We start from the raw sequence: 16415 nt of genomic DNA on the forward strand, positions 1-16415 counted from the left end.
ACTTTAAAAATCAAATTTAAATCATAACTTTTTATAATAATCAAGATAATAAATACCAAAGTAATAAACGCATATAGTAATAACCGAAAAGCAATAAAAAAACCGAAGCATTTGCTTCGGTTTTTCTTATCAAGAATATAGTGATTATTTTTTGTAAAAAGGTGTTTTAACAACTTGTGCTTTTACATCATTCTTACGGATACGGATAAAAATTTCTGATCCTTCTTTTGCAAATTCTTTATTTACATACCCCATTCCAATTCCTTTGTTCAATGAAGGTGATTGTGTGCCCGATGTTACATGACCAATTACATTTCCTTCTGCATCAACAATTTCGTAATCGTGACGTGGAATTCCTCTATCAATCAACTCAAAACCAATTAATTTTGTTGCCACACCGTTTTCTTTATCTGCTTTAATAGCTTCAGCATTTACAAAATCTTTAGTAAATTTTGTTACCCATCCTAAACCAGCAGCGATTGGTGATGTAGTATCGTTAATTTCGTTTCCATATAAACAATACCCCATTTCTAAACGTAACGTATCACGAGCAGCCAAACCAATTGGTTTAATTCCATAGGCTTTACCAGCTTCTAAAACGGCATTCCAAATATCAACAATGTCTTCGTTTTTAGCGTAAATTTCAATTCCACCAGAACCTGTATATCCTGTTGCAGAAACAATTACGTTTTCTTTACCAGCAAAAGTTCCTGTTTCAAACGAATAGAATTTTAAATTAGCCAAATCAACATTTGTAATTGCCTGCATAGCTTCGTTTGCTTTAGGACCTTGAATAGCCAATAAACAGTAAGCATCAGATAAATTTTCAAAAGCTGCATTCATTGAGTTATGAGAAGCAATCCATTCAAAATCTTTATCAATGTTTGATGCATTTACAACCATATAATAATCGTTATCGGCAACTTTATAGGTAATAATATCATCAACAATTCCACCTTTATCATTTGGTAAATAGCTGTATTGTGCTTTTCCGTTTACTAAAACCGATGCATCGTTTGAAGTAACTTTTTGAATTAAATCTAAAGCGTTTTCGCCCGAAATTTTAAATAATCCCATGTGCGATACATCAAAAACACCAACTCCGTTTCTTACCGTATCGTGTTCTATATTAACGCCTTCGTATTGAACCGGCATATTGTATCCTGCAAAAGGAACCATTTTTGCGCCTAAAGCTACGTGAACGTCATTTAAAGGTACTTGTTTCATAATTGTTGACTGATAAATATTTTTAAACGAAGCGAAAATACGCTAATTTTAAAAGATTAACAATTTTAAAGCTTTTATAATTTTACATTTCGTAAGCGAAGGGCATTTGCAATAACCGAAACCGAACTTAAACACATTGCTAATGCTGCAACCATAGGTGATAATAACATGCCTGTAGCGTAATAAAATACACCTGCTGCTACAACAACCCCAATGGTATTATAAATAAAGGCAAAGAATAGGTTTTGTTTGATGTTTTTCATTACATTTTCGCTTAAACCAATGGCCTTTTTTACGTTTGAGAAAGCATTGTTTAACAAGGTAATTTTAGAAAAATCTTGTGCTAAATCAGATCCGCTTCCCATGGCAATACCAATATCAGCTTTAGCTAAAGCGGGTGCATCGTTAATTCCGTCGCCAACCATGGTAATGATTTTACCTTCTTTTTGGATGGATTCAATCATCTTTAATTTATCTTCGGGTAATTGTTGTGCAAGCACTTTATCAATGCCAATTTGTTTAGCAATTGCATTTGCCGTATGTTGATGATCGCCTGTTAACATCACCACTTCAATACCTTTGGTATGTAAATAATCAATGGTTTCTTTTACATCAGGTTTAATAGCATCGTGAATAACAGCTAAACCAACAATTTCATTATCAATGGCTACATACGAAACTGTTTTTCCTTGACTTTGAATAGCTGCTACTTGATTTAAAACATTTTCTGAAATAATTATCTTATTTTGTTCTAACAAAGCAGCATTTCCTAACAATACTTTTTTATTGTTTACCATACCTTGCATACCTTTTCCGGCAATATTAGCCACCATTTTATTAGGTTGAAAAGAAATATTTAATGATTTTGCTTTTTCTTGAAAGGCGTGTGCAATAGGATGCTCACTGCTTGCATTCATATCAGCGGTAATCTTAATTAATTCGTTTTCTGAAAAAGATTGTAAAACAACTATTTGTTCTAAACTTGGTTTACCTTCGGTTAAGGTTCCTGTTTTATCGGTAATAACCACGTTTGTTTTTTGTAACAATTCTAAGGCTTCGGCTTTTTTAATTAAGATACCATATTCGGCTCCTTTTCCAATTCCCATCGAAATGGATACTGGTGTTGCCAATCCTAAGGCACACGGACATGCAATAATTAACACTGCAATGGCATTTTGTAAACCAAACAATAACGAAGCTTCGCTTGATAAATAACCCCAATAAACAAAGGTGATTAGGGCAATAGCTACTACAATTGGTACAAAATATCCTGAAATAGTATCGGCTAAACGTTGAATTGGCGCTCGTGATAAACTTGCTTTATTTACCATTTCGATGATTTGTGCAATAGTAGTTGTTTGTCCAACACGTGATGCTTTCATGGTAAATTGCTGATCGGTGTTGATACTTCCTGCCAAAACTTCATCGTTTACTGTTTTTTCAACCGGCAAAGGTTCACCTGTTAACAAGGCTTCGTTAATAGAAGTACTTCCTGAAAGAATAACGCCGTCAACAGGTACTTTTTCTCCGGGTTTTACTAAAATTTCGTCGTTAATTTGTACATCATCAATCGCTTTTTCTGTCGGATTTCCATCAATTAAAACAGTCGCATTTTGTGGTACTAAATTCAATAAATGTTCTAAAGACGATTTGGTTTTTTGATGTGCACGTGCTTCTAACCATTGACCTAAAATCATCAACGTAAAAATAACAGCTACACTTTCAAAATAAATAGGCAAGTGCTCTGACGTATGAAACGCGTGTGGATTAAGCAATACATAAAACGAAAATAAATATGCCGCAATAGCTCCTAAGCCAATTAAGCTAAACATATTTAAGTGCCAAGTTTTAAATGAAACCCAAGCGCGCTTTAAATAGTTTTTACCAATATATAAAACAGCCGTTGCACCAATAAACTGCAACCACAATGCTACATTAAAAGGTATAAGTTTATATATAAAACTATCATGGCTCATTCCAAACATGGCAATAATGAATACCGGAATGGTTACAGCTAATGATTGATAAAATAGTTTTTTTAAATGATTAACTTCCTCATTATCAGATGCACTTCCACCAATTTTAATCAAATCCATACCACAAACGGGGCAACCTACGTTGCTATCGTACACTTTATCGCCTTCACAAAGCATCGGACAATAATATTTGCCCGCTAAATGCTCTAAATTTTTAGGTGGTTGATTGTGTGCATCGTGACTATGAACTGCGTGATGTGCAATTTCAGATACCGTTTCGCTACCATCAACATTTTCTGTGATTTCTTGTATTGTATAAGGTCCTTTGTGCGATAAAGCGTGTTGCAAATCGTCTAAAGGAATCTTCTTTTTCGATTCAATAATTGCTTCCGCTGGTTGTAAACTTACTGTTACATTCTCGGCAAGTGGTTGTAATGCTTCGGTAACCTTAGCCTGACAACCACTACACGTCATTTCATTTATTTTATACCTTGTTTTCATACCCATTTTATTTAGATAGTACTTCTATTTCTTCAATTTGATAAGCGCCTTTTAAAGATAAAGCTTCTTGTAAAACTGCAATTGGAATTTTTTGTTCAGAAGTTATAATTGCTTCTGAAGGATTCAAAGTTACCGTTACATTTTCTGTAACTGTTTGTAAAGCCGATGTTACGTTTGCTAAACATCCACCACATGTCATTTTGCTGATTTTATATCTTGTTGTCATAATTCATTATTTTTATTAGTACAAAGATACTTTGGGATGAATGGTTAGCGCTTACATAATTTCTGAAATGATTTATATAATTTATAAAAAAAACCGACAATCAGTCGGTTTTATAGTTGATTTATTTCTTAATAATTTTGAATGATGTGCTACTACTATCTTTTGTAATACGAATAAAATAAATACCTGCCGCAATATTCTTCAGATCAATTGTATAAAAAAGGCTGCCATTAATTACTTTATTAGGAATATTTTTTCCATTGATATCCCAAACCGAAATTTCATCATAACCAAGATTTGTTATTTGAACATAATCAGTTGTTGGGTTAGGAAATACTTGTATTTTAGACAAATCAAAACCATCGTTTGATAAAGTTGAAATTGTAATCTGTTTTGTTTTTGTATATACTTTTCCGCAAACTGTTAAGGTTAAAGTTACTGTATAACTACCATTTGTAGCAAAATTGTGTGACGGTTTTTGTTGGGTAGAAGTAGTACCATCGCCAAAATTCCAACTTACATTGGCGGGATTTAGAGAAGTGTTTGTAAATTGTACATTATTGCCTGAAATAATATTCGCATTAAAGTTTGCAAAATTGTCATTTACATCAATCAAGTAATCTTCTTTGTTATTAAACACAACAGTTTTTACTGCATTTTTTAAAATAGCAGCTGTTGCGGCAGGTAATGTTGCATCAAAACTTACTAAAGTAGGATCTTTCTTATAAATAACTACATAAAAAGTATAAGCAGCTGCCATAGACCCTGCTAATGATGGATGAGATTCATCCGCATCGTACAGTTCAATTGTTGGATGATTAGCTCTTAAATAACGCCAAACTTGAGCTACGGGTGAAATAACTCCTGCGTTATTTTCAGCCATAGTACGGTATCTTTTCTGCAGCAAATCGTCCATGCCAACATAGGTACATAAAGCCGGTTGAGATGCACAGTTTTGTGCATCGCCATTTTTTCTTCCCCATGTTGTATAAAATAATGGAACGCTACAGCTATAATTTTGCTTTATTAACGAAACCAATTGCGTTGCATAGGGAAAAACATTTTGATTTACATAGTTTATGGGAAACGAAGGCATTTGACTTTGTTCTTGCAATACAACATAATCCCATTGGTTAGCATTTATTTTAGTTAAAGTAGTTTGATTGGTAACATGATCCATAAAACGATGCCCGCCAGGAGTACTGCTATCTTGAATTAAAACATCATTTGTAGAAGCAGCCATTTGTTGCACTAAAGAAGGAAGATTATTATAATGTGTATAGCTATTACCTATAAAAAGTACTTTTTTAGTTTGTTGCGCCCAAACAATGAAAGATAATAGGGTAAAAAGTAATAAAAAGTAGTTTTTTTTCATAAAAAATAAATATTTGTTGATTTTGTGTAGTTGTTTACAAATATATTCAAATTTTAATACTACAAAAAAACACGCTGTTTATTCAGCGTGTTTTTTATTTTCTAAAACTTCTTCTTTATTGAGTTTTACTTCTTTAAAATGAGTTGGACTTAAACCCGTTATTTTTTTAAACTGACTGCTTAAATGCGCAGCCGAACTGTAATTCATTTTGTAAGCAATTTCATTTAAATTCAATTCATCATAAACCAAAAGTTCTTTTACTTTTTCAATCTTTTGAAGAATGTAAAATTGCTCAATAGTTTGCGATTCTTGATTAGAAAACAAAGTACTTAGAGCATTATACTCGGTTTGAAGTTTACTTGATAAGTATTCTGAAAGCGTAATTGTTAAATCGTTCAAATCTTTAGAAACAAGTTCAATTATCTGATTTTTAATACGTTCAACAGTCTGACTTTTTTTATCTTCTAAAATTTCAAAACCAAGTTTTACTAATTTAGCTTCAATTTTATTACGATCATCCAAAGTAATCGGCTCGTGAAATTCAACCAATCCAAGCTCTACATCATTTACATCAAATCCCAAATCTTCCATAGTTTTTTCCACAGCCATAATGCATCGTGGGCAAACCATGTTTTTAATGCGTAGGGTTTTCATAGATTTTTTTATTTTGATTTTTTCAAATATATCATAAACCCTTTGTTTACAAAAATTATTTTGGGTTTATTTCTGCTCGTAATCGTAATTAATCATCCAATTAATACCAAATTGATCAATAAACATTCCAAAATAAGCACCCCAAAATGTTTTTTCCATAGGCATAGTTACAGTACCGTTTTTTGATAATTTAGCAAATAAATCATCAGCCTCAGCTTCAGATTGTGTATTGATTGATAACGAAATATTATTACCTACAGTTGGTAAAGCGCCGTACATTTCATTAGCATCGCTACCCATAATAATTGTTTCATCACTTATAGGAAGTGAAACGTGCATAATTTTGTTGCCTATTGCTTCAGGGATTGATTGTTCAGACGGAACATCTTTAAATCGACCAATAAATTGAAATTCTTTTCCAAAAGCTTCCTTGTAAAAGGTAAAAGCTTCTTCACAATTTCCGTTAAAAGTTACGTATGCATTTACTTGTGCCATAATTGATAGTTTTTAAAAAATCGAAAATAATCTATTTCTTTCATTTTATAAAGATTTACCAAATATTTGACACAAATTTAATTTTGAAGCCGTAGCTTTGAGTAAAACTTATTATAATGAAAGTACAAATTTGGAGCGATGTAATGTGCCCGTTCTGTTATATTGGCAAGAAAAACTTTGAAGCCGCTTTAGAAAAACTTCCTTTTAAAGAGATTGTTGAAATTGAATGGAAAAGTTATCAATTAGACCCTGATTTAAATGAAAGTTCTAATACTTTAACAATAAACGATTATTTGGCTCAAAGAAAAGGAATGCCTGTGCAACAAATTGAGCAAATGCAACAGCATATTAAAGAAATGGGTAATGCTGTTGGAATTGATTTTCAAATGAATAAAGCCATTGTAGCCAATACCATGTTGGCACATAAACTAATTCATTTTGCAGCTAAAAGTAATAAGGCAAACGAAGCTGAAGAATTGTTGTTTAAACTACATTTTACTGATGGTAAAAACATTGCCGATGTTACTACTTTGGTTAATGCTGCTGAAGAGTTAGGTTTAGATACTGACCAAGCTCAATATATTTTAACAAGTGATTCTTTTGATTACGAAGTAAAGCAAGATATTTTAGAAGCCAGAAATATTGGTGTTTCAGGAGTGCCGTTTTTTGTTTTAAACAACAAATATGCAGTTTCTGGTGCGCAACCAATAGATGCTTTTATAGAAGCGCTTACACAAACGTATAATGAAACAGTAATTAACAAAACCATAGTAGAAGGAGATTCTTGCGGAATTGACGGCTGCGAATAATTTACTTTAACAAAACTTGATTACCTTGTAGTAGGTATTCAAGTTTTGTTGTTCATAATAACTTTTTTTTATCGGTAAAGAAGTAATTAAAAAGGCATAATTACTTTTCTTTGTTTAAAAATTCCTTTTTCAAATACAAATAAGCAATAATAAGCGCCTGCACCATCAGAATTTAAAGAAATTAGGTACAATTCTTCTGTTTTAGCATCAAAATAAGCTGTAGTTTGACCAATACTTACATTAAACAAATTTTCGATAATTTTTGCGGGTAAAACCGTTTTGCTTTTATTATAGGTTACTTCAATGCTTTTATAATGTGATTTTGGAATAGTAAAATCGGTACCCCAAACCAACTGATTGTTATAAAACTCTTCTACATAATCCACTTTTTTATTTTTTACTTTTTTAAATTTTGCTTTGTTTTTTTTATAATCAAAAGGTTCTCCTTTAACTACAATTTTAATGTTTTTGGTTGTTAAATGCACTTCATTATCAGAAATGAAATCTTGCTTTAAAGCCAAAAAATTTTCTAATAAAACCACGCGCGATTTATGGATATTTCCGTGTAAACTTTCTGTATCTGTTTTGGGATAATCAACCATGAACCAATTAGCGTCGGCATCATCAAAAACATACACAAATTCATTTGATTTTATAGTACCCACAATTTTGCTGTTTGCATTGGGGTTTTCTCGCAAATTCACAAAAAATTGCTTTGCAGAATGCAGAACTTCAAATAAAATCTTTAAATATACTGATTTTCGTTGTAAGCGAACAATTGAAAATTGATGTTATAAAAAGTATGGTGTCAAGCAGTTTTAAAAATACAAAGAGTGTAGTCCTTAATTAAAATAGCTGTTTTATGTGGATTTTTTGGCAAAACTAGACACGTAAATTATGATTTTTTTTGGCATAAAGAAAGTAATTTAATTGATGAAGATATTTACTTCAAGAAGTAATTGCAATTGAAAAAGGACTTTCGCAAGTTATTGCAATAGAGTGTATTAGATTTTGATTAGACAAAGATTAAAGTTAAAATAGTATTAAATCACATAATGAATTGTGGCTATATGCAAGTTGTGATTATTTAATTTCAAATGCTGTACACTTATAATCAGAAAAATTAAAGAAAAGATGGAAAAACTATAATAGAAGTTTTAATTACCAACACTCCCTTATATAGTAAGATTAAGATCGATTGGGGTATAATTATAATAGGATTTATTTAAAAACATGTATAGTTATTTTAGAGGGATCAGTTACAGTTTTTCTCTTTGGGAGGTAGAAATCCTTACAACTTAGCAATCATTTCTTCTAAACTAGTACGCCAATTGGGTACTTGTACGCTGTATGTATCTTTTATTTTGGTTTTATCTAATAACGAAAAATTTGGTCTTTTTGCTGGTGTTGGGAAAGCATCACTAGCAATAGCATTCATTTTGGTGGTATAGCCGTTTATTTCTTTAATAGCTACTGCAAAATCATACCAAGATATTTTACCTTCATTGCTGTAATGGTAAATTCCTTGAACAAAATTTTGTGCGCTGATTACATCCATAATAGCTTGTGCTAAATCACGAGCATACGTAGGTGTACCTATCTGATCCGCTACAACGCCTAATTCTTCACGTTCGTTCATTAAACGCATCATGGTTTTTACAAAGTTGGCTCCGTAAGTAGAGTATACCCAAGCTGTACGAATGATTACATACACAGCTCCTGAAGTTTGTAACGCTTCTTCGCCTTTTAATTTTGTTAAACCGTACACATTAATAGGGTCCGGAGTGTCGGTTTCTTTCAATGGTGTTTCACTGTTTCCATCAAACACATAATCGGTTGAGATATGAACAACTTTCACCTTGTTTTTTGCAGCCCAATCACCGATTGTTTTAACAGCAAGGTGATTAATAGCGTCGCATAATTGTTGATCGCTTTCTGCTTTATCAACAGCTGTATACGCACCTGCGCTAACAATTACGTTTGGTTGCTCTTTATCTAAAACTTCGATAATTTGATCTGCATTACTTAAATCCATTTCTTCTCTATCTACAAATACTATTTGGTATTGCGGATAGTTGGCTTGTAAATCGTGTAATTCGGATCCTAATTGACCGTAACGTCCTGTGATTAGTATTTTCATTTTAAAGGTGATATGGTTAAAGTTGTGTTATAAAACTTAAAATCAGATAATTAAATTGGTTGTCTAACTCTGTTCAGTTAGATTTTATCCACAAGTGATGATGTTATCACTATCTTTCAAATAAACGATTCAATGAATAAACAGTTTACAATTTTACATTAAAAAACTCGTTAAATGTTGGTAGAACAATGTCTTTTTCTGACACGATTTCTATTCCTACTGAAATTCCCCAATCGATATTTAAGTCAGGTGAATTGTACAATATTCCTTGTTCTGATTCTTTGTTATAAAAGTTATCGCATTTATAGAAAAACACTGCTTCATCACTTAATACCGAAAAACCATGTAAAAAGCCTCTTGGTACAAATAATTGCTTGTTGTTTTCTGCTGTTAAATGAATGGCAACGTGTTGACCAAATGTAGGTGAACCTGGACGTGCATCTACTGCAACGTCAATTACTTCTCCTTTTAGTACTCGAACTAATTTTGCCTGCGCATGTTCTCCTCCTTGAGCATGCAATCCGCGAATTACTCCTTTTTTAGAATAACTTTGATTGTCTTGTACAAAATGGGTATTGGTTTGCGTTAAATCATTAAATGTTTTTTCATTAAAACTTTCAAAGAAATAACCTCTTTCATCTTCAAACTTGCGTGGTTCTACGATGAAACATCCTTTTATATGGGTTTCTGTAGCAGTCATTTATTATTTATATTGTGTATCGTAATATTTCTGATAATCACCTGAAGTTACATTATTTAACCATTCTTGGTTGTCCATAAACCAATCAATCGTTTTTGCTAAACCTTGTTCAAAGGTAACACTTGGGTACCAACCTAATTCTTTATTTACTTTATTAGCATCAATAGCATAACGTAAATCATGCCCTGGACGGTCTTTTACAAAGGTGATTAATTGCGCTGATGTACCAACTTCACGACCTAACTTTGCATCCATTTGTTTGCATAGTTCTTTTACAAGGTCAATGTTTTGCCATTCGTTAAAACCGCCTACATTGTAAGAATCTCCGTTTTTACCTTGATGGAACACCAAATCGATTGCTTTGGCATGATCAATTACAAACAACCAATCGCGGGTGTATTTACCATCACCATAAATAGGCAGTGGTTTGTTATTAATAATATTATGAATACAAAGCGGAATTAATTTTTCAGGAAAATGATTAGGACCGTAGTTGTTAGAGCAATTGGTTAACACAATAGGCAAACCATAGGTATCATGATAAGCACGTACAAAATGATCAGAAGCCGCTTTAGACGCTGAATAAGGCGAATGTGGATCATAGCTTGTTTCTTCAGTAAAGAAACCTTCGCTGCTTAATGCTCCAAAAACTTCATCGGTAGATACATGATGGAAACGTTTGCCTTCAAAAGTATCTTTCCAAATTTCACGAGCCGCATTTAATAAATTAACGGTACCAATAACGTTTGTCATAACAAAAGCCGAAGGATCAGCAATAGAACGATCTACATGCGACTCTGCCGCTAAATGAATAACACCCGTTGGTTGGTGTTTTCTAAACACTTCTAAAACAGCTGAAGCATCGCATATATCAACCTTTTCAAAAATGTAATTAGGCAATTGATCGATATCTTTCAAATTCTCTAAATTACCTGCGTATGTTAAGGCATCTAAGTTTACAATGGTATACTCTGGATACTTGGTTACAAATTCACGTACTACGTGAGAACCGATGAATCCGGCTCCGCCGGTAATAAGAATAATCTGTTTCATTGAGTTTAAAACTTTTTTTCAAAGATACAATTTTTACCTTTTTTCTAACCGCAATGTTTCTTAAAAGGTATGTAATTAAAAAGATGCTTGAATTTTGAGTCACTAGTTACTTTATCACCTGTCCTTCAGTTATTAAATTTCTTCTTTTTCAGTAACTAAGGCTCTTTAATTCAATAGTTACCAAATCTCTGTAATGTTGGCATCATTTATAAAATGTAGCTTATTAAAGTCATGTTTTGTAATAAATAGTATGAATGTATTTACTTAATTTTAATTCTTGAAGAGTTTTACAATCTATGTTGAACTAAGTTAACTACTCTCAATGACTACAATGTGGTTTAAAGTGAATATTTTTTTAGGGGGACTTATACATGTTGATTTAAAATATTACTCGGGCAATCAAAAAAATAATTGGTATGTTCGTTTTCAAATAGAAATTGGAATCTAAAATTTTTTAAGTTCTTTGTTAAATGATAAAAAAATCCCAATCTTTTGATTGGGATTTTTTTTATGATTCTTGTTTTTTCTTATTAAATAAAAATTGTAATACAAAAGCAAGTAAAATTACCATTACTACACCTAATGGATTCAGCCAAATGTAACTAATTAATTTTGGTTTGTAGATGTACTGAAAATACACAAAAATGATAAAAACTTGGGTAATTAAGGCTGCCCAAAAAGTTGCTTTTGCTTTAATGTATTTAAAAAAGAAAGCTATTAAGAAAATACCTAAAACGGTTCCGTAAAAGATGGAACCTATGATGTTTACAAGCTGAATTAAATTTTCAAATAAGGTAATAATGCAAGCTGCCAAAATGCAAATAATGCCCCAAAATACGACCAAGTATTTAGTTGCTTTTAAATAATGCGCTTCGGTTTGATTTGGTCTGTACGTTTTGTATAAATCGATTGCCGAACTTGATGCCACTGCATACAAACCTGATGCTGATGATGACATTGCCGCAGAAAAAATCATTGCTAATAAAAAACCAATAATACCGTGTGGTAAATAGTTCAGAATAAAGTAAATAAATACATAATCTTTATCATTGGTTTCTGCTTTAGTGTCTACTTTTTTAATGATATCTTTTGCATCATCTCGTAATTTTGTCTCACTTTCATTAAGCAATACCAGTTTTTCTTCTAACATTTCGTTTTCATATCCCTGGTTTAATTGCCCTGTATAAATTTGAGTAATTTCCTTTTTTTCGCTTAAAACATTTTTTAACTCAATTTCTAAGTTTCGATATTGATCTTGATATTCAGATTGAAGTACTTTTTCAGTATTTACAGGATTAAAATGCAATGGAGATTGATAAAAGTGAAAAAAGATAAAAACCATAATTCCCACTAAAAGGATAAAAAACTGCATGGGTACTTTTAAAACGCCATTCATTAATAGTCCCATTTGGGTTTCTTTGATGCTTTTTCCTGAAAGATATCTTCCTACTTGAGATTGATCGGTTCCAAAATAAGCCAACATTAAAAAGAAACCAGCTGTTAAACCATTCCAAATAGTGTATGTTTCATTAAAATCGGTCGAAAAATTAAGCAAATCAAATTTACCGCTCACTTTAGCTACATCAAAAACATTACTAAAATTTACTTCTTGAGGCAAGCGAAATAAGATAATAAAAAAGGTTAAAAACATACCCGCCATAATTACAAAGGCTTGTTGTTTTTGTGTAATATTTAAAGCTTTAGTTCCGCCAAAATAAGTGTAAAAAATAATGACAATACCAATAGAAACAATAATGAATGTTAAATCCCAATTAAGGATAGAAGATAAAATGATGGCTGGCGCATAAATGGTAATTCCGGTACCAATGCTTCGCTGAATTAAAAAGATGACTGACGCTAATGTGCGTGTTTTTAAATCGAAACGATTCTCTAAAAACTCATAAGCCGTAAACACTTTTAAGCGATGAAAAACGGGAATGAAAACCATGCAAATAACTACCATGGCTAACGGCAAGCCAAAGTAGAACTGTACAAACCCCATACCGTCATGATACGCTTGCCCAGGGGTTGATAAAAAAGTAATGGCACTTGCCTGTGTAGCCATTACCGATAAACCAACTGTAAACCAATTAGTTGATTGGTTGGCTAAAATATATTCTTCAATATTTTTACTGCCTTTGGTTTTATAGGTACCGTATAATACTATAAATAAAAGGGTGGTTAGTAAAATAATCCAATCTAATAATTCCATACTATCCAAAAAAATGCATTAAAAAATAAAAAAGTAGGAGGTAAATAAGATTTACCAATAAAACAAGCGTATAACTTTTGCGCCACTTAATCCATTTAAAATCACTCATTTTTCAATTCTATTAAATTAATAAATAGTTCTAATGCTCCAACATTGCCAATAGGTAATTGTCTAAAAAAGCTTAGACCTGTATAAACGTAATGTCCTTTACCATATTTGGCAATTATTAAGGCTCCATTTGTACTTTTCTCATCAAAATCATGTGACGAAAAAACGGGCTGAAACTCATTACTAAATGCATCAGCATAGTACAAACCTTGTTCTTGTACCCAATTTTTAAAGCTTTCTTGCGTAATTTTAAAAGGTTTATTTAAAACAGCTTCATTTGGGTTTATAAAATGTACCACCGCATTTTCATCAGTAACTCTAGTTTTACCAATGGTTAATTTGTAGGGTGCAACTTCTTCGGTTTGTAAATTGGTATTGGTTTGATATTGCACAATAACCGTTCCGCCATTTTTGGTATAATCAAACAATAATTTGTTCTTTGTTTTTAAAGATGATTCTGTGTTAAAAGCCCTGATACCTACAATAATAGTTTCGTATTTTGATAGTTCATCAGGCTTAATGGTTTCTAAATTTATTAATTCAACTTGATAACCAACATCTTTTAAAATAGGAGCAATTTCATCTCCAGCTCCCATGATGTATCCTATTTTTTTCTTTTTTAGTACCGATGAATTAAAGCTTACAATTGTAGTTTCGGCAGGTTTAAAATAATAATTTAAAGGAATATGTTGATAATCAATCCATTTTACTTCTTGAGAATAAGTTTGACCTGCTGTTTTAAAATACGCTGAATAGGTACCACTTTCTTGTAGGTTGTCAACTAAAACTTCTTTGTTTTTTTCATTTCCTTGTAATGAAACAGGTAAAGCAATTACTTCTTTGTTTTTGCTGTTTAACACTACCAAAGTTCCATTCAAATTTTTAGCAGCATAATTAGTTAATAAAACAGTTGCTTTACTTTTTGCACTATTTTGAATATAAGTAGTTTGTTGGAATTGAACCGAAACTTCAGGAACAATATGAAATGGCTTATAAATTTCACCTTTAACAACATCTTTATAGTGATATTGTATAGGCAATGTGTAAGTAAGATCTACATTAAAAATGTTTACAGAAATTTGCGCAACAGCTTGTTCTTTAAACTGATTTTTAAAATCATTAAACGAATTTAAAAAGGTAAAATTTGTCTCCTCATTTTTATTTAGTAAAACATTAAAGTAATCATAAAATACTTCTTGATTTTTTAGTTCTTTTTGTACGATGTTAGAAGTATTTAAAATGTTTATAGTATTGATTTTTAGCGAAGTATTGCTTCTGTTAGCAATTTCTACTTTAATAGATGTTTTTTCATTAGGCGTTGCGTAAAGTACATCTGTAGTAACATCTAAAAACAAACCAGCACAATTTTTTATTAACTCTTTAACTTCGTTTTGTTTGCGAGTTTTCCAAATAGTTTCTGGTAATTTATCAATTTCAGAGTAGATTTTTGTTAATAAAAGGATTGATTTTGAAGGGTCTTTAAAATCATATTCTTTTATTAATTGAGTTACAAGAGGCTGAACATTCTTACCGCCTTCAATTCTATTCCAACTTGTATCAATTCCCTCAAATAAATTTGATGATGATACTTTTGAACCATCAACCAATTCTACATAATCAATTTCTTCACCTCTTGAAGATATATCGCCAAAACCTTGTGATTGATGCTGGCTGCGACTTAATGAAGCAATTTCTTGATTGTTTTTTCCTAATTGATTATAAAAAACACCAATATTTAAAGGAATGTATTTAGATTTATCGGCTTTATCAAAGGCTTGCTTACTGCCAAAAAAGAACCAAGAAACATTAAAAAACAAGCGCTTTGGTTGCCATGTTTTGATATCTTCTTTACTTAGATTTTTATAGTTTTGATCACTTGCTAATGCAAATGCTAATTTTGATAATTGTGCTGAAGCGGTGTGATGACCATGTGTGTTTCCTTCAGTTCTATGGTCAAATCTATTAACAATAACATCCGGTTGTTCTTTGCGAATTAAATAGACCATTTGTTGCAGCAACAATTCTTTGTCCCATTTTTCAAAAGCTTCTTTAGGATGTTTGGAAAACCCAAAATCGTTAGCAGTTGAGAAAAACTGTTTTCCACCATCAATTTTGCGTGCATTCCACAATTCATTCGTTCTAATTACACCTAAATCGGTACCTAATTCATTGCTAATAAGGTTTTGACCACCATTACCACGCGTTAATGATAAATAATTGGTGTATGCTTTTTCATGATGCGTTAAATACGTAATTAAGCGTGTGTTTTCATCATCGGGATGTGCCGCAATATAGAGCGCACTTGCCAAAACATTCAACTGCTCCATCTTAAAATAAATTTCGGATGGAGTAGGAGTTTGAGGTTTTTGGGCAATACTATTTTGAAATGCTATTAAAAAGCATAGTAATAAACTGATTTTAAGTTTCATTTTTATAAAATTACAACAGCTTTTTGTAAGAATAAATTATTAGGATACGATATACGTTCTGCTTCGGCAGTAATTAATATGGTATGAAAAGCTTTAATATCATCAATTTCTGCTTCAATAGGAAAATCCTTATCTTGAATACGAATACGATCACCAATTTTAAACGGAAAAGCAAAAAACATGATAACACCTGCCGTAAAGTTGCTTAAAACCGACCATTGCGCAAACAAAGCAACCCCAATAAATGTAAAAGCTGCGCCTACAAAACTAAATAGGTTGGTATAATCAACTCCCCAAACAATTATTAAGAAAATAACAAAAAGAATATTGAGAAAAGTATTGAAATATTTAATGATTAATTTACTACGATTATCCGTTTTTACTGAATAAGTAGTGAATTTTTGAACAAGCTTACTTATAATTAGCCTAAGAATATAGACTAAAATTAATAAAATAATGGTTCCTATAATTTTGCCATAATAATCTGATAATTGAAAGTGCTCAAACATA

At 31.6% G+C, this 16415-nt stretch carries 14 protein-coding genes; 1 reads left to right on the forward strand and 13 read right to left on the reverse strand.

Annotation, left to right across the window (positions count from 1 at the left end; all coding sequences use genetic code 11):
* Positions 1-144: 144 nt before the first annotated feature.
* The 6 genes from gcvT to H1R17_RS09360 all read right to left on the reverse strand — a co-directional run bounded on the left by gcvT (position 145) and on the right by H1R17_RS09360 (position 6454).
* A complete protein-coding gene (gene gcvT, locus H1R17_RS09335; protein ID WP_163433007.1) occupies positions 145-1227 on the reverse strand; it encodes a glycine cleavage system aminomethyltransferase GcvT in 1083 nt (360 codons plus the stop codon).
* 74 nt (positions 1228-1301) lie between these two features.
* Positions 1302-3704 (reverse strand): heavy metal translocating P-type ATPase, encoded by a 2403-nt coding sequence (locus tag H1R17_RS09340; protein WP_163433006.1) that lies wholly within the window; start codon positions 3702-3704, stop codon positions 1302-1304.
* A 7-nt stretch (positions 3705-3711) separates the two neighbouring features.
* Positions 3712-3930, reverse strand: a complete 219-nt coding sequence (locus H1R17_RS09345; protein WP_163433005.1) for a heavy-metal-associated domain-containing protein — start codon at positions 3928-3930, stop codon at positions 3712-3714.
* A gap of 121 nt (positions 3931-4051) precedes the next feature.
* Positions 4052-5305 carry a PKD domain-containing protein gene (locus H1R17_RS09350; protein WP_163433004.1) on the reverse strand — a complete coding sequence of 418 codons (1254 nt, stop codon included), beginning with the start codon at positions 5303-5305 and terminating at the stop codon, positions 4052-4054.
* A gap of 78 nt (positions 5306-5383) precedes the next feature.
* Complete coding sequence (locus H1R17_RS09355; RefSeq protein ID WP_163433003.1) at positions 5384-5959, reverse strand: AraC family transcriptional regulator; 576 nt, start codon at positions 5957-5959, stop codon at positions 5384-5386.
* Between the two features lie 66 nt (positions 5960-6025).
* Positions 6026-6454 carry a VOC family protein gene (locus H1R17_RS09360; RefSeq protein ID WP_163433002.1) on the reverse strand — a complete coding sequence of 143 codons (429 nt, stop codon included), beginning with the start codon at positions 6452-6454 and terminating at the stop codon, positions 6026-6028.
* 116 nt (positions 6455-6570) lie between these two features.
* On the opposite strand from H1R17_RS09360, the gene H1R17_RS09365 reads away from it, so the two are divergent.
* Positions 6571-7263: a DsbA family oxidoreductase gene (locus tag H1R17_RS09365; RefSeq protein ID WP_163433001.1), complete on the forward strand. Its 693-nt coding sequence runs from the start codon at positions 6571-6573 to the stop codon at positions 7261-7263.
* Between the two features lie 86 nt (positions 7264-7349).
* Here H1R17_RS09365 and H1R17_RS09370 read toward each other — a convergent pair whose 3' ends face one another.
* The 7 genes from H1R17_RS09370 to H1R17_RS09400 form a co-directional block, all read right to left on the reverse strand.
* Positions 7350-7967: an SH3 domain-containing protein gene (locus H1R17_RS09370; RefSeq protein ID WP_163433000.1), complete on the reverse strand. Its 618-nt coding sequence runs from the start codon at positions 7965-7967 to the stop codon at positions 7350-7352.
* Positions 7968-8554: 587 nt separating this feature from the next.
* Entirely contained in the window at positions 8555-9403 is an 849-nt protein-coding gene (gene rfbD, locus H1R17_RS09375) for a dTDP-4-dehydrorhamnose reductase (RefSeq protein ID WP_181729220.1), read from the reverse strand.
* A gap of 145 nt (positions 9404-9548) precedes the next feature.
* Positions 9549-10103 carry a dTDP-4-dehydrorhamnose 3,5-epimerase gene (gene rfbC, locus H1R17_RS09380; RefSeq protein WP_163433151.1) on the reverse strand — a complete coding sequence of 185 codons (555 nt, stop codon included), beginning with the start codon at positions 10101-10103 and terminating at the stop codon, positions 9549-9551.
* Between the two features lie 3 nt (positions 10104-10106).
* The gene (gene rfbB / locus H1R17_RS09385) at positions 10107-11156 is read right to left on the reverse strand and encodes a dTDP-glucose 4,6-dehydratase (RefSeq protein WP_163433150.1); all 1050 of its coding nucleotides are present in this window, start codon (positions 11154-11156) and stop codon (positions 10107-10109) included.
* 508 nt (positions 11157-11664) lie between these two features.
* Positions 11665-13368 carry a sodium:solute symporter gene (locus tag H1R17_RS09390; protein WP_163432581.1) on the reverse strand — a complete coding sequence of 568 codons (1704 nt, stop codon included), beginning with the start codon at positions 13366-13368 and terminating at the stop codon, positions 11665-11667.
* Positions 13369-13469: 101 nt separating this feature from the next.
* A complete protein-coding gene (locus tag H1R17_RS09395) occupies positions 13470-15905 on the reverse strand; it encodes a PIG-L family deacetylase (protein WP_163432582.1) in 2436 nt (811 codons plus the stop codon).
* A gap of 2 nt (positions 15906-15907) precedes the next feature.
* A complete protein-coding gene (locus H1R17_RS09400; RefSeq protein ID WP_163432583.1) occupies positions 15908-16414 on the reverse strand; it encodes a mechanosensitive ion channel domain-containing protein in 507 nt (168 codons plus the stop codon).
* Position 16415: the final 1 nt, after the last annotated feature.

The organism is Flavobacterium sp. xlx-214 (genome assembly GCF_013874595.1).
Lineage (GTDB): Bacteria > Bacteroidota > Bacteroidia > Flavobacteriales > Flavobacteriaceae > Flavobacterium.